At 66.8% G+C, this 14,605-nt stretch carries 11 protein-coding genes, 1 pseudogene and 2 CRISPR repeat arrays; of the genes and pseudogenes, 2 read left to right on the forward strand and 10 right to left on the reverse strand.

The genetic code is table 11. From position 1 onward, the window contains the following. Positions 1–136 precede the first annotated feature (136 nt). On the forward strand, positions 137–1,072 hold the full coding sequence (locus AB0I59_RS20725) for a DNA-processing protein DprA (RefSeq protein WP_082777435.1): 936 nt from the start codon (positions 137–139) through the stop codon (positions 1,070–1,072). A 1,018-nt stretch (positions 1,073–2,090) separates the two neighbouring features. Here AB0I59_RS20725 and AB0I59_RS20730 read toward each other — a convergent pair. Both AB0I59_RS20730 and AB0I59_RS42115 read right to left on the reverse strand, forming a co-directional pair. Beyond that, positions 2,091–2,582: a hypothetical protein gene (locus AB0I59_RS20730; protein ID WP_358135310.1), complete on the reverse strand. Its 492-nt coding sequence runs from the start codon at positions 2,580–2,582 to the stop codon at positions 2,091–2,093. Positions 2,583–2,847: 265 nt separating this feature from the next. Beyond that, positions 2,848–3,087: pseudogene (locus AB0I59_RS42115) on the reverse strand (methyltransferase domain-containing protein); the annotation flags it as partial. Here AB0I59_RS42115 and AB0I59_RS42120 point away from each other — a divergent pair. Further along, a complete protein-coding gene (locus tag AB0I59_RS42120) occupies positions 3,001–3,603 on the forward strand; it encodes a hypothetical protein (RefSeq protein ID WP_435831031.1) in 603 nt (200 codons plus the stop codon). The pseudogene AB0I59_RS42115 and the gene AB0I59_RS42120 sit on opposite strands and share 87 nt — an antisense overlap. Positions 3,604–3,717: 114 nt before the next feature. Continuing rightward, positions 3,718–4,926: a CRISPR direct-repeat array (repeat unit 30 nt; unit sequence GTTGCGACCCCTCGTAGGGGCGATGAGGAC). A 130-nt stretch (positions 4,927–5,056) separates the two neighbouring features. On the opposite strand, the gene cas2 is transcribed toward AB0I59_RS42120, so the two are convergent. The 8 genes from cas2 to AB0I59_RS20775 are packed head-to-tail and all read right to left on the reverse strand — an operon-like array spanning position 5,057 to position 12,996. Continuing rightward, positions 5,057–5,320: a CRISPR-associated endonuclease Cas2 gene (gene cas2 / locus AB0I59_RS20740; RefSeq protein ID WP_061259739.1), complete on the reverse strand. Its 264-nt coding sequence runs from the start codon at positions 5,318–5,320 to the stop codon at positions 5,057–5,059. 6 nt (positions 5,321–5,326) lie between these two features. Beyond that, complete coding sequence (gene cas1 / locus AB0I59_RS20745; protein ID WP_061259738.1) at positions 5,327–6,307, reverse strand: CRISPR-associated endonuclease Cas1; 981 nt, start codon at positions 6,305–6,307, stop codon at positions 5,327–5,329. Next, on the reverse strand, positions 6,308–6,805 hold the full coding sequence (locus AB0I59_RS20750; protein WP_061259737.1) for a CRISPR-associated protein Cas4: 498 nt from the start codon (positions 6,803–6,805) through the stop codon (positions 6,308–6,310). Beyond that, complete coding sequence (locus AB0I59_RS20755) at positions 6,802–9,138, reverse strand: CRISPR-associated helicase/endonuclease Cas3 (RefSeq protein ID WP_061259736.1); 2,337 nt, start codon at positions 9,136–9,138, stop codon at positions 6,802–6,804. The genes AB0I59_RS20750 and AB0I59_RS20755 overlap by 4 nt, the downstream gene beginning before the upstream one ends. 1 nt (position 9,139) lies before the next feature. Continuing rightward, entirely contained in the window at positions 9,140–9,805 is a 666-nt protein-coding gene (gene cas5 / locus AB0I59_RS20760; protein WP_061259735.1) for a CRISPR-associated protein Cas5, read from the reverse strand. Further along, complete coding sequence (gene cas7i, locus AB0I59_RS20765; RefSeq protein WP_358135000.1) at positions 9,802–10,845, reverse strand: type I-B CRISPR-associated protein Cas7/Cst2/DevR; 1,044 nt, start codon at positions 10,843–10,845, stop codon at positions 9,802–9,804. The genes cas5 and cas7i overlap by 4 nt, the downstream gene beginning before the upstream one ends. After that, positions 10,838–12,271, reverse strand: a complete 1,434-nt coding sequence (locus AB0I59_RS20770; protein WP_061259733.1) for a hypothetical protein — start codon at positions 12,269–12,271, stop codon at positions 10,838–10,840. The genes cas7i and AB0I59_RS20770 overlap by 8 nt, the downstream gene beginning before the upstream one ends. Then, entirely contained in the window at positions 12,268–12,996 is a 729-nt protein-coding gene (locus AB0I59_RS20775; protein ID WP_061259732.1) for a CRISPR-associated endoribonuclease Cas6, read from the reverse strand. Before AB0I59_RS20775 ends, AB0I59_RS20770 begins: the two co-directional genes overlap by 4 nt. Positions 12,997–13,291: 295 nt before the next feature. Continuing rightward, positions 13,292–14,569: a CRISPR direct-repeat array (repeat unit 30 nt; unit sequence GTCCTCATCGCCCCTACGAGGGGTCGCAAC). Positions 14,570–14,605: the final 36 nt, after the last annotated feature.

Here is a 14,605-nt window from a genome sequence, read left to right on the forward strand (position 1 = left end):
AGGGCCTATTCGATGCGGAAGCGAACGCCGCCACGCGCTTCTGCCGAGAACGTTGTGGGGCAGACTCGATTCGTCAAAAACGAGTATTTGATCACCTTCTGTCGGCAGGCTCGTCTCTACCCCCTGTCTACGGGCTATGTCGGATCCGAACGTCGGGCTGGTGAAGATCATGTCATTCGCCAAGGAACAGGCTGCAGTATTGGCGCTTACCAAGGCCACCCCTGGGCCTTGGCATCACACTTCTCGCATCATCCAGGCCAGCCGCAGCGCTCTGCGCCTGATGGAGGGGGACTTCAGCGGCCTGGACGAGGACGGGCTCACTCACGCCGCTGCTGTCGTCTCCCGGATCCAGCCCGGTGACCTCGCACGGGCTGAAGCGCTCATCACTGAGATGCGAGCACAAGACGTGCACTTGGTCACTGTCCTGGAGCAGGAGTATCCGTGCAACCTCGAGTTCACTTACAACTTCCCGCCCTTCCTCTGGACGCGCGGGCAGTTCATGAGTGACGATCGCCGATCGATTGCCGTTGCCGGCGAAGGCAAGCAAGTCCTTGATCGGGCCCGTCATGCGGCCCGTGCCGTGGCCGAGGCGGGCTTCACCGTCGTGGCCGGCATCTCGTCAGAGATTGAATCCGCTATCCATAGATCGGTTCTCGCCGTCGGCGGCCGTAGTATCGCGACCTTGACTCACGGCATCACAGCACCGATGGATTCGCCACCGAACGCAACTGTGGCAAAGGAGATAGCCCGCGCAGGCGTATTGGTCTCGCGGTTCTGGCCCACGGCCGAGCCGACCGCCGCGGCCATCTCGCTATCGCGCATCGTGACCACCGGATTGGCTGCAGCCGTCTTCATCCTGAACGGGGAGGAGGGGAGTGGAGCGGCTATGCAAGCCGAGATCGCGCTCAATCATGGCAAGCATGTGTTCGTGCCCCATTCGCTTCACCAGGAACAGCTATGGGTTCGCCGTCTGGCGTACCGGGGAGGGATCACTGTCGTTAAGGGTATTGACGATCTGTTGATCGAGGCTGTCAATCTAGTAGATGTGACTCGTCAACCAACCAGATTCTGACTATGGGTGACCCCCGAGTGATAACGGATCGGTTCACCCATCTGTATCGGAATGTTCCGGCAGCGCGCCCCGGAGTCTGCCGGATCTGCCACTCGGGGCCAAGTGACTGCTATACCACTGGCGAGCCCTATCCTATTTGTTTGAGCTGCCGTCGAACCACGGCGGGGCTTTACCGCCACACCGATTATGTGGTCCCCATCTCCTTGTGCGTCAAGGAAGAAGATCAGCTATACGACATTGTGTCCCGATACCGAGATCCATCTCCTCAGAGCAGTGTGGATCGAACGATATTCTTGGCTGCCACAGTCGCTCGCTTCTATCAGGTTCACCGCTCCTGTCTGGCCAGGCTGGCAGGTGGCGGCTTCACGCTGGTGGCTACGGTCCCCAGCATGCGATTGGAACGGCAGGCCCAGGAATCAGCCCCCATGGCGCGGGTTGTCGAAATGGTCACCGCCCTACAAGAGCTTCACAAGACCATCCTGATGCCTGTCTATGGACGCGCACCGTTTCTTGCCGCTAGAGAGTCCGACGACCGCGCATTCCAGACCACCTGTCGTATCGATGGTGAGAGGGTGCTATTGCTGGACGACCTTTTCGTCTCCGGCGCACACGTCCAAAGCGCTGCTTCGGCGCTGTATCGGGCAGGGGCTGCAGCCGTGGTCGCGCTCGTTATAGTACGGTTAGTCGATCCAGGATCTAATGGAAACGCCAGGCGAATTTGGGAGCAAGCCGCGGTGGAGCCGTTCAGCTTCGAACGTTGCTGTGCCTGCGATCTGGCAGCGGGACCGTTCGCACAGCCTGCGTAAACCGGCTCGTAGACGGTTTCCACCTCAGGAGATGTCATTGCCGTTCATGGCCTGCCACGTCGACGGAACGCTCGGTCGCGGAGATCGGCAACGTGCTGCCGGGTGGGCTGGGAAGGTAGCGGGCTCGGGCTTTGCTCGGCCCAGTCTGCTCGTGCTCGATTCGTTCCGGTAGCGAGCCGTCGGCAATCTCCAGCGCCCAGGTGTGTACGGCGTCAAGGTGGGACGGTTCCAGACCGGTCATGGGGTCGGGCTGGATGAGGAGCGTTGGGGTGCCGAACTGGGTACGGTGAGCGGCCCAGGCGTGGTCGGTGGGAGTGAAGTCGTCGTCGATCCAGGCGGCTGGAGCGGAGCCATCGGGTGACGGGGTCGCGTTTCCAGAGGTAGCCGTTGGGGTGGCTGGTGGTGATGGCCGGCCGTCCGAGCTCGACATGGGGTAATGGGGGAAGTCCGAGTTTGGGGCCGATGAGGGTGCTCGCGTCGCCGTGCCAGCTCGTGCACCAGACCGGAGTGACAGGGACTTCCTGGAACAGGTTCGTGAGCATGGGGCCGTGGGCCGGGTTGAGCCAGATCGGGACCGGCTTGGCGGCGTCGTACCCGGTCGGGATGACGAGGTGTCGGACGTGGGTGGCGGGGCCGTTGCCGCGCTGTCGGGGGAAGGGGATGAGGACGCCGTCGATGTCGATCAGCAGGTAGGCGATGGTCATGGGGGAACTCCTGGCGGACGTTTCCGTGCGGCGATGAGCAGGGTTGCCGGGCCTTCGAATGGATTGGTGAGGTGGTGCTGGGTTTCCAGGTCGAGTCCGGCTTCGGCCAACAGGAGCGGCCAGGCGGACGCGGGCGGTTCCCAGCGCTGGATGGGCGCCCGGTCGCCGAAAGGGAGGGTGAGCTGGTTCGAGCGAGCCCGGCGGTCGGGTGCGGGACGCTGAAGGCGAGCAGCCCACCCGGCCGGAGCGCTGCGGCGATCGCCGGGAGCAGACGCTCAGGTGGTGCGAACCCCACCGCGCCGAAGACGGAGTAGCAGACGTCGCACCCCACCTCGCCGAGGAAGTCGATGGCGTCGGCCACGTGAAGCTGATGCCGACCAGATGACCGTAGCGATTGCGGGCCCGTTCGATCTGCGCGTTGGGCGATGTCGACGCCCGTCACGATGGCGCCAAGCGTGACGAGGTGAGCGGTGTGGTGGCCGGGGCCGCAGCCGAGATCGATCACCGTGCGGCCGGTGAGATCACCGAGGATCTCCGCTCCCGGCCCGACACCGGGATGCTGGCCCCAGTGCATCTCCAGCGGCGGTGGAAACGGTCCGTGGGGTTCGGTGGCCTGGCGCTGGCGGGCGTGTTGCTGCCAGGCGGCCCGGTTCATGGTGTCGAGCAAACGTACGGCGTCTGCGAGGTGGCGGCGGACGGCCTTGAGGTAGGCCGGGTCGGTGGCAGGGTCGGCGATCCAGTGCACGGCCTGGTCCATGAACCATTCGGTGATCCAGACGCGGTGCCAGCCCAGGGCCCAAGCTTCGGCGCTCAGCCCGCCGCGTCGCGCCTGAGCGTCCCGATGGCCGCCGGCCGCTATGTAGGAGTCGATCAAGCCGCCGACCCGTGCGGGATCGGCCGCTTCGAGAGTGCCGGGCCAGGAGGCCAGGTCGAGCAGGCCGGGGCCGTTGAACGCGCGGGCGAAGTCGAGCAGCCGCCATCCGGGCTCCCCGGTGTGCAGCGATGTTGCCACCCCTCGTAGGGGCGATGAGGACCACCGTCACCGCCGTCATAAAGCCGTCCGAGCACTAGTTGCGACCCCTCGTAGGGGCCGATGAGGACCGGGAGCGTGCCGCGTGAGCCGGACCGCCGTCCTGTTGCGACCCCTCGTAGGGGCGATGAGGACACAGGTATGGCGGCCTGCCTGGCGTCGCCTGGTGGGAGTTGCGACCCCTCGTAGGGGCGATGAGGACCGGGAGCGTGCCGCGTGAGCCGGACCGCCGTCCTGTTGCGACCCCTCGTAGGGGCGATGAGGACTTCCGCCCTGATCAGCCGCGCTATGAACAATCGCGTTGCGACCCCTCGTAGGGGCGATGAGGACGGTGGACCCGGCCGATGCACTCGAACGGGGCGCGGGTTGCGACCCCTCGTAGGGACGATGAGGACACCGGACCTTCACCGCCTACGCCAAGGACATCTACGACAGTTGCGACCCCTCGTAGGGGCGATGAGGACACTGCGGACGCCGGGCAGCTCGGAGACCAGAGCGGCAGGTTGCGACCCCTCGTAGGGGCGATGAGGACACAAGGGGGAGACGGACCCCCTCGGCCGGCAGCCCGGGTTGCGACCCCTCGTAGGGGCGATGAGGACTAGCGCTAGCCACACAACAGGGCACACACCCCAAGTTGCGACCCCTCGTAGGGGCGATGAGGACGCTCCACGCCGTACGCGGCCCACCAGCCGACCGAGCGTTGCGACCCCTCGTAGGGGCGATGAGGACCGCGTACCGGATCGGTGACATGTGGGTTTATCCGGGTTGCGACCCCTCGTAGGGGCGATGAGGACAAGGTGCAGTTGTGGGGTGGCGAGCCGTTCAGCCTGTTGCGACCCCTCGTAGGGGCGATGAGGACGCGCGGGCGCGGGTGCGCCTGCTCGCCGGTCCCCAGTTGCGACCCCTCGTAGGGGCGATGAGGACTGTACTCACGCACGAAGCTACGGAAGCGGGGCAGGCGTTGCGACCCCTCGTAGGGGCGATGAGGACTGGTGGGTATCGTAAGCCAAGTGCTCCCGCTCCCGGTTGCGACCCCTCGTAGGGGCGATGAGGACAAAGCTCAAGCTGACACTCAAGAATGGCGCCCTGAAGTTGCGACCCCTCGTAGGGGCGATGAGGACTTGTCCTCTCGAACGCTTGCAGGTGTGTCACACCGTTGCGACCCCTCGTAGGGGCGATGAGGACATCGTCTCGTCTGGCTGCAATTTGCAGCAGAACAGTTGCGACCCCTCGTAGGGGCGATGAGGACATCGGCAATCGCGCTCGCCGTGCCGTTGAGCTGCGGTTGCGACCCCTCGTAGGGGCGATGAGGACCCCACGGTAAAGGCGCAGGTCAATGGCCTGGTTACCGTGCGGTTCGAGCGGTGGTTTGCAGTGAACCTCCGGTTGCGCAGGAAACCCGCGAGGTCTGCTGCAAATTCCATGATCGACAATGTCGTGCTGGTCAGAGAATATCGCTGGGAGCGGGCTGGGCGATGCCCCATTCCTGGCGTTCCGGAGTCGTTCCTGGCGGGAACGTGAAGACGAGCACGCTGTCGTATCCGGCGTCGATCACATCCTCGACCGCGTGGCGGAACCGCCGTAGCTGTGCCGGGCTCAGCGCGCCCTCGAACACGCTTCGCTGCACATGGTGGAGATACTGGCGGCACAGTCGCAGGATGGCGGCGTTGCGCTTCGCCAGGGTGTCGTAGACGACCACGACGTACACGTGACCTCACCACCAGATTTTGAACGGCTTGTACGGCGTGCCTTCCAAGCACGTACGAGTGAGCTGGAGGGCTTCGAGATACAGCAGCTCGTCGTATGCCACGTTCCGGCCGAGAGAGCGGTGTTGAATGGTCACCGCCAATTCGTCACGGACGGTCTGCACTACCAGCTTGCGACCCGATTCACTCAGCATCGCTTGGTTGACATCGACATCGAAATGGACCGGTTTGAGTTGGCCGCGCCCGGCGAGCCGGAGCAGCAGCCGTTCGGCGAAGAGAGGCTTGAACACCTCGGAGAGGTCGAGCACAAGGGAGTGCCGCTGGCGTTCCATGGTGCTGTGCAGGAAGGCCACCCCGGAGTGCAGCGGAGTGAGCCGGATCGCCGACAGCAGCCGAGCGTAGACGATGCCGTTGACGTAGCTGATGAACGCGTTCCCGGCGTTGAGCGGTGGGCGGCGGCTGCGGCCGTCGAGCCGGAGCCAGTCGGGAAGCCGGGTGTCCAGCACCGCCCACGCCGCGCGCCGGAAGGTGCCTTCGGCACCCATGAGTTCCTCGCGGGTCGACGATGCGGCGACGGAGGTTTCCAATACCGCCATCGGACGGGTGAGCAGCTTGCGATCGATCACCCGGCGCACATTCGCCGCCGCACTCACCACGATCGTCCGGGCGACGTCCAGGGAGGCCACGGGGTCGCCGGCCAGCTTGGCCTGGGCGATGACGGTCTGGCCGGAGGTGCTGCTCTCGGAGGTCAGCAGCGAGCCGGCGTAGTCGCCGTAATGGCTGAGGAAGTGAACGTTGACGCGGTACTGGTTGAGCAGGCTGATCACGGCGGTGTTGATGTCGACCGGCTCGCACGCGACGATGTCGCGGACATCGGTGATCGGGATATGCACGGGCGAGCCGTCGACCCGCTCGATTCGCAGGGACTGGTCCTTGCGCCGGATCCGGCAGGGAGTGGTGAGCCAGTACGTACGGGAGGCAGTGGGCATCTACTCGTTCCAGCAGTAGTCGATGTAGGAGCATCCCCGGCAGGCCGAGCGGGCGAGAAGCGGTGGTGAGGAGACCGCGGAGACCACGGCCAGCACCTCCACGATGTCGGCCTCGGCCTGTTTCGCCGTCTCTGCGGTGTAGGGCAGGCGCCGCGTCCGGCGGGTCTTCGGGTAGTGCAGGACCCCGCCTTGGGCGGCGATGCCGACGGCATGCAGCCGATAGCAGTAGTGCATGGCCTGTGCCTCGTCGGCCTGGCTGGGCTTCGATGACGACTTGACCTCGTGTACCCAGGCAGCTCCGTCGAGGTGATCCAGCTTGGCGGCGCCGAGATCGACCGGAGAACTACGGGTGTAGGAGGTCTCGTGGACGGCCTCACCCATCTGCACCGCGGAGTTGAGATGCTCGGGGCGAACCCCGCGTGCGTAGAGCCAGAGCTGGCGACGGCAGTGGTAGAGGTATTTGATGTGCACCCCGCCCACGTCTTCGGCTCCGATCACAGCACCTCACCCGCCTGGTAGACCTGGGCCACCCGCCCGTGGACCTCGCCCAGCCCCAGCCGCTCGTCGTACTCCGCGTCGATGATCCGTACGCCGAGCCGCTTCTCCCAGGTGGTGAGGGGAGCGGCCCAGTGCGGCATCGGGATCAGGTACCGCTCGGCGAGCAGGCGTCCCGCTGCCTTGTGGCCGGTCGCCAGATCCGCCTCGTACGCGTCGCGATCCCGGTCCAGGACCGCCTCCGTGCCGTCGAACAACTCGTCGAACCGCTCGGCGAGCTCGTCCCGGCTGACGAAGGGGTGGGCGAAGCCCAGGAACGCCTCCGTGAATTCCGTCTGGTGCCGCAGCACCTCGTCATGCCATTCCTGGCCCCACACGGTGTCGTACACCTCGTCGAGCCAGAGGCGGGCATCCGCCTCGTCGACCGCGCACCCGTCATGACGGGTGAGGATGTGCCAGCCGGTCTCGACGGGAGTCCTGGGATAGACGCCGTCGGCGAACTCCTCGCCTCCCTTGCGCCGCGGAGCGAAGGCGGCCGCGTGCACGATGACATCAGCGGGTGGTCGCGCGGCGATCCGGTTGACTCGGCCGAATCGCTGTAACAGAGCCTCCAACGGCGCCGCCGACGTGAGCAGGCAGTCGAAGTCCACATCCAGGCTCACTTCGACGACCTGGGTGGCCACCACCAGTCCCGGCAGGCGGTCCCGGCCGACGCCGAATCGCTCGGCGATGGCCTGCTCCAGAGCTGATCGGTCCATTCGGCGGAACCGCGAGTGCAGCAGGAAGGCGGCGTCGGCTTCCGGTTCGAGTTCGGCGAACAGACGCTGGGCGTCCGCGACGTTGTTGGCGACGACGAGCACCGAATCGCCGGCCGCCAGTCTGCTCCGGATCTCCTCGACCGACTCCGGATCGGTCAGGTGCCGCTCCCGAAGGCCGAGCCGATGCCGAAGCGGCGCGCCAACGGCGGAGGCTTCGATCAGGCGGACGTCCTGATCGAGCAGATCGCGGAACAGCCGGGCCAGCACGCCGGGAAGCGTGGCCGACAGTACGGTGAGGCGCCCACCGAGCCGTTCCCACAACCGGGCGCTCGCGAGGATGTACCCGAGCCGCCGAGGATCGTAGGCGTGCAGCTCGTCCAGGACGAACACCGAGTTCGCGGCGTCGATCAGTGTTCCGGAATGAGCCGGTCCCGCCAGCACGCCACGCAGGATCTGGTACGGGGTGCCGACCCGCACGGTCTCCCGGAACAGCCGGGTCGCCGCTGCCCGCGACACGGCCTTCTTCGCCGCCTCGGCGTGCTCGTCCTCGCCGTCTTCCGGGCAGATGGCCCTCGCCAGGTGGTACGACGCGGCCCGTGAGTGCATGACCCCCACCAGCGTGTCGTCCTCCAGGAGCCCGCCGAGTCGTGCGGCCATGGCGTTGATGGACGCGAGATAAGGCAGGGTGAAGAAGACTCTCGGGACGCCGCCCGTACGACGGGTGATCTCGGCCGCCTGCGTCGCCGCCCAGAGGAGTCCGGCCTCCGTCTTTCCCGAGCCGGTCGGGGCGCGGAGCAGGAGGTGGCCACCTGTCTCCGCCGCCTCGGCCTGGTGCGGGCGGAGGCTCTGCCCCTTCTCGGTGAACGCCTTTTCCAACAGCGCTCGGAACCGGATGCCGATGGGCTGGCGGGTGTGGAGAGTGCCGTGCGCGGAGGAGACATGGTCCGCCAGCGTGACGGCACCCTGCAGAAGAACCGCCGCGAGACCTTCGTCGGGGTGCGCCGGAAGCTCCCACCTGTCCAGCAGCAGGTCGAACATCCGCCGGGCCTCGCCGACCACGTCGAGTTCCTCCGGCGAGAGGGAGGCCGCCGGGAGCCCGGCCCGTTTCGCCGTACGGGCCAGCCAGCCGATGAGTTCGACCGCGACGGAGTCAGGGAGGGGTCGCAGGCGGTCGCGCCACTCCGCGTCGGGAGCGCCGCCGTACAGCTTGATCACTGGACCGCGTCCGCCTTCAAGCGACCGATGGTGAGTGGCCACCCCGGTAGCGACCCAGGTCAGTAGCCGCTCATCCTCGATGAGACAGGGAAGGAAGCCCAGGGAGACGACCTCGTGCCGCTCGCCCCACGACTGGGTGGTTCCCCTGAGCATGGCCTGGAAGCCGTCCGGGATCTTCCCGGCGTCGTGGCAGAGCGCGGCCAAGGACACCGCGGTCCAGAACTGGCCCTGGGTTACCTGCTCCACAACGGCGATGTCTCCCACCCGCCGCCGAAGTGCGAGGGCGCCCTCCAGGGTTGCGGCCAGATGATCGATGAGTCTTTCCACCGGGTTGCTTTTGGCCAGCATGTCCCGCAGCTCCATGTCACCCGCTTCCCATGAGTTGCTCGGGATGGACCGGGGGCAGCAGAGCCACTGCCCTGCCGTCCTCGTCCGCCCAGGTGGAGGCGACCATCACGTCACTTCGGCCGGCCGCGTCGAAGTGATAAGCGTCCCAGCGGGTCCGATGCCGGTTCAGCGAGACCGCGGTCGGCAGCCGCAGCAGCGTTCCGGCGGGCAGGGGAGTGGTCCCCTCTGGAAGTACGGCGTCGCGCTGGCGGCCGGGGCCGTGGCGAAGGACGACGCGGCGGGTCATGAGTCCGACCAGGTCCTGGCTCCTGCCCAGACGCAACGGCCAGACCGGCCTGCGGAGCCTGCGCTCCCACACGTCGAGGTCTTCTATGAACCAGGCTGTGAGGGTGACGTCGGCCAGGAACTCCCGTTCGCGAGGTGTCGGATCGGCCTTCTTACCCGTGGCGTCCAGCGGATGGTACGTCTCCAGGTCGACTCCCTTGCCGCGCGCGTGGAAGGCCATGGCGAACCGTGTCTCCACATCGACGGCGTGCCAGCCCCCGGCCGCCGCCGCGAGCATGCCGCCCACGGTCGCGGGCGGTGGGCAGGGCAGCGCCACCTGCACTCCCGCGTACAGCGGGTTGCGGAAGGAGACGATCGGCGCGGTGACCGTCACTCGCAACGCCTCGGTCGTGGTCATGCCTTCGGATCCTCGAACCAGGTGTCCCGCTCACCCCGCTCGATCTGCTCCGCCAAGCCACCGAGCAGCACACGAGGGTGGTCGATGACCAGATTTCCGGCGGTGATCAGATCGGCGAGATCCGCGCGGGTCCGATCCCGCTGTTCGCCGAGGAAGCCCGGCGCCCAACCGAGCAGCACCGGCCCGTCCAGCTCGTCGGACCAGGCCTCGATCTCGGCGCGCAGGACACCCGCGTCGAACAGCGCGCGCTCGCCCCGGACACTGAGAACTCGGGTGAAAGGATTGATCCCGCCTTTCACCGGCGCGAGGAGGATGATCGCTGGGGCGCGGTCACCGTAGTGCATCGACTGCTTGGCCCCGCCACGTATGGCGGTCAGCGTGCGCAGCAGCAGAGCGGCCCGGCGGCGTCGCTCCTCGATCGTCAGCCGCAGCGCGGAGCAGCCGCGGAAGGTGACCGGCTCGGCTCCGTTGTCCGCCGCCTCCTTGGCGGCAGGCTCGGGCAGGGCGATCTTCAACCCGGCGCCGTCGATCTCGAACACGCCTATTCGAGCCAGGTCGAGCAGCACGTCACCGGCCAGTTCGGCACTGTAGAACTCGTGGCCGTGCAGCACCGGGTTCTCCCCGGCCGCGAAGCCGCGGCTCATCGTCCCGAAGTCCCGCTCAGGGCGGCGCGGGGCGACCGACACGAACGTTCCCGTGGCGAGGACCGTGTCCCGCTGGCACGTCTTGGTCTTGTCGCCCTTGACCGCGACCATGTAGCCGAACAGGTCGTCGTCGAGGTACAGGTCAGGGCGGCCCTGCGTGTACGCCTGCTGCTTCTGGCCACTGCCCGACCGCACTACTGGTGAGACCGGTTCCGAGGCGGGCAGCGAGTCCCGCAGCCAGCGGCGGAACGCCTGCGCCGATACGTACGGATGGGTGTCACGCCCGACGCGCAGTTGCTTCACCGTGGCGACGTTGTCCTCGCCGAGGCCGTTGTTCGGCGCGCCGGCCACAATATCCAGGACGACCTTACCGACCAGGTAGCTCATCTCACTCATCGCCCTTCATGTAGTCGATGTCCTCGGGGTGCTCTTTCTCCTCGTCCGCCATCGCGGCGGCGACCTCGGCCCGATCCGCGGGCGTGAATCCCAGCTCGTGCAGCCGCTGGACCACCGAGACGATGAGCAGTTGCCGGTGGAACCACGCCTGCTCCACCTCGGGGTCGAAGAGCAGCCGGAACTGGTTCTCGGTGATCAGCGGGCCGCCGATCCCACTGTCCTGGTCCAGCAGGGCATCGACATTGCGGCGCATCAGCCAATGCCGCATCCGCCTGGGTTCCTTCAACGTCGCGTTGAACGCCCGGAGCTGCCCCGCGGAGTTCTCCGCGTTCAACCAGGCCGCCACCTGGGCTCCGGCGGCCTTGATCTCGTCGATCTCGTTCTGGTTCATTCGCATCACCTCGATCACGAAGGAGAAGCACAGCTCGGCCAGCTCGGCGGTGTCCGTACGGATCACGCCACGGCCGAGATGCGCGGTCAGATATCGGCTGCACGCCTGGGCGATCTGCTCCGGCGCGCGGAAGGCGTTACGCGCCAGGCCGAGGGCGCCTGGCCGGTCCCCCGTCGCGTGGGCGCGGAGCAGCGCCGGGAAGCCGCGTTTGCGCGGAGGCCGTGACGACCGCCGCAACCATTCGGCGATCGGCCGATCCAGTGACTGGATCTCCAGCGTCTGGCCGCGGTTGTTGTTGCTGAAAACCAGCAGCTCCACTCCGGCGGTCAGCCGATCCTCGTAGTGGCGCAACGCCTGGAGAGCCATCACCTCGTTCGAGAGCACCTTGCGGGAGTCGGCCCTGCCCAGGGCGATCAACTGCCGGTTGCGCTCGACTCGACGGGACAGCGTTCGCGCCATGAATCGCTCGTCCCAGCTGTGGAGAGCGGTGGACGGCCCACCCGTCAGGCGGCAGCCGTACGGCAGGGCGTAGAAACTGCACAGGCACGGCCAGCACAGCGCCATCCCGGCGTGCCCGCGTGGCGTGTTGTTGCGGTAGAGATCGCTTTCCGCCAGGGGGACGTCGACCTTGCCGTAGTACCCCACCGCGTCCCGCCCGCACAGCACGCATGCCGCCTCCGGCCAGGCCGATGGATCCGGACGCTCACGCCATCGCCGTACGGCATCACGGATTGTGGGGTCGTCCTTCTTCGCGTTGCTGAGATGGTTCATCTTCGAGTTCGGGAAGAAGGACATGCTCGTCTTGAGCCAGAACCCCTGGTCGCTCTTCGTGTCACGCACGAGGGCAGCGGCAACCGCGTCCCGGGTCACCGTTTCCACCGCTGTGGCGAAGCCGTCTGATGTGAGGCCCTCGACAGATGACGCCTTGGCCAGGGCCGCCAGGGCGTACGCGCCGATCCGCTGAAGGGGATGCGCGGTCAGCCTGAGCCGCGCCTGATCGCCTGCGTCCACATCCCGTGGATCGGGTTCGTTCATGCGGCGATCCAGCCGAAGCCGGCGGCGTTGGCCTGTCCGAGGCCCCAGCTCCAGATCGCCTGGAGCGTTTCCGGTGGCCCGCTCAGCTCTACCTCGACGGGCGCTCCGGGCTTCGCCCCGTGGCCCACGGAGAACGACCTCTTGGAGCCGATCCAGGTGATCGCCGTCAGATATATCTCCGGGTCGAGACCGAGTGTCTCGGCCTTCCGGCGGAGGTTGCGCTGGAAGAACACCGGAAACTCGGGATCGGTCGGCATCAGCCATGCCTGCCGGGTGCTCCGCGTCCCGTCGGTGTCGCGTCCGGTGCCCTTCATGACCACGGGAGTGGTTGTACGGAACCGGCCCCGGCCTGACCGGAACTCCGGAGGCTCGGCGATGGCCACGTTCAGGACGCGGAAGGCCGCGCCGCCCCAGTCGAGCAGCTCCCGCTGCTTGACGCCCTGAGCGAGCGCCGTCACCACCTCGAAGAGCGGGCTGCCGAGCTCCACGAAGCCTCGCCCTCCCGCGGCGTACGCCCCCCTGCGTCGCGTGGCTTTCGGGAACACCGGGGCGCCATGCCCCAGCGGCACCATGCCGTACGGCCCGGCCCCCTGGTGATGCAATTGCCGTCCGATGTCGGGTGCCGTGTGGGCCAGCAAGTCGTACGCCAGGGACCGTCCCGGTGCCAGCACCTTCGTCCACGCGAGCTCGGTCGCCGCTGTGGTGACCTCGATCCGCAACCTCACTGCTCTGCCTCCCGCCTGCTCGCTATTCACCCTGTACAGATGGACGACGACTTCGGAGCGAAGGCTGACACCTGTTAACGCAGGTCAGGACATTGGGGAGTCGAGGAGCTGTCGAGTGGTGGTCTTGAGCGAGGGCCTCGGGCTAACCTGTGTTCGAGACGTTGCCAGTCTGGTTTGTGATCATGTTTTTGCAGCAGACCTCCCGGGTTTTCCGCACGACCGGAGGTTCACTGCAAAACGCCGATGATTCTGGCCATTCTCATGCTCGTTGACCTGCGGCTTTACCGTGGGGGGGGGCCTCATCGCCCCTACGAGGGGTCGCAACTTCGCCAGCTCGGGCCGGTCGGCCGGTACCGAGCGGGGGGTCCTCATCGCCCCTACGAGGGGTCGCAACCTTGAGTATCATCACGCGGGCGGAGTGGGGCGCGTGGGTCCTCATCGCCCCTACGAGGGGTCGCAACTCAAGGTGTGGAACGCCGCGGCTGACGCGCTCGGCGGTCCTCATCGCCCCTACGAGGGGTCGCAACTCCATGTCCGGCCAGGAGATGTCGATCGTCGTGTCCGGTCCTCATCGCCCCTACGAGGGGTCGCAACCACTCAACAGTGCGGAAATACATGCCTTCAGGCGTCCTCATCGCCCCTACGAGGGGTCGCAACTTTCCGGGTCTGAGCAGGGTGCAGGGCACGAACTTCCGTCCTCATCGCCCCTACGAGGGGTCGCAACTGGTCACGGTGATTTCTCCGATTCGAGAGGTGGGGGTCCTCATCGCCCCTACGAGGGGTCGCAACGTCAGACGTGGCTGGGCCTCACCGGCATTGCGACGGTCCTCATCGCCCCTACGAGGGGTCGCAACAGCGTGAGCCACGTCCCGGCCCTGCTGGCGCTCTGGTCCTCATCGCCCCTACGAGGGGTCGCAACTACAGCCACAGCCGGACCCGCTGCCGGTCCCGGTCGTCCTCATCGCCCCTACGAGGGGTCGCAACCCCGCGCGCTTCGGTCCCTTCGGCTCCCGCTCGGTCGTCCTCATCGCCCCTACGAGGGGTCGCAACCGGCCCATCGTCAAGTCGCTGATGTACCGGCAGGAGTCCTCATCGCCCCTACGAGGGGTCGCAACCGCGCGAAGCGGATCGCCCCACCTACATCTCGGGTCCTCATCGCCCCTACGAGGGGTCGCAACATCCATCGGGAGCGGTAGTAGCGGGTGTCGGCTTGTCCTCATCGCCCCTACGAGGGGTCGCAACTCGAGCTTCTTGGACTTCTGGAACGCCTTCACCTGCAGTCCTCATCGCCCCTACGAGGGGTCGCAACCGCCTCCGCCGGACTTCATCCGGAACCAGCCCGCAGTCCTCATCGCCCCTACGAGGGGTCGCAACATCCGCCGGTTCGGGATGGGCGTCCCGAATGTCGAGGTCCTCATCGCCCCTACGAGGGGTCGCAACGCGAGGACATGTTGGAGCGGAACAGTTGAAGGAAGGGTCCTCATCGCCCCTACGAGGGGTCGCAAGGTGAGCGCCGGGGCGGCCAGGAGCGTGGCGAGCTCGTGTCCTCATCGCCCCTACGAGGGGTCGCAACATGCGGCAGCACACTTTCCCCTGCCGCTGCTCGCGT

This window comes from Microtetraspora glauca, from assembly GCF_040656155.1.
Classification (GTDB): domain Bacteria; phylum Actinomycetota; class Actinomycetes; order Streptosporangiales; family Streptosporangiaceae; genus Microtetraspora; species Microtetraspora glauca.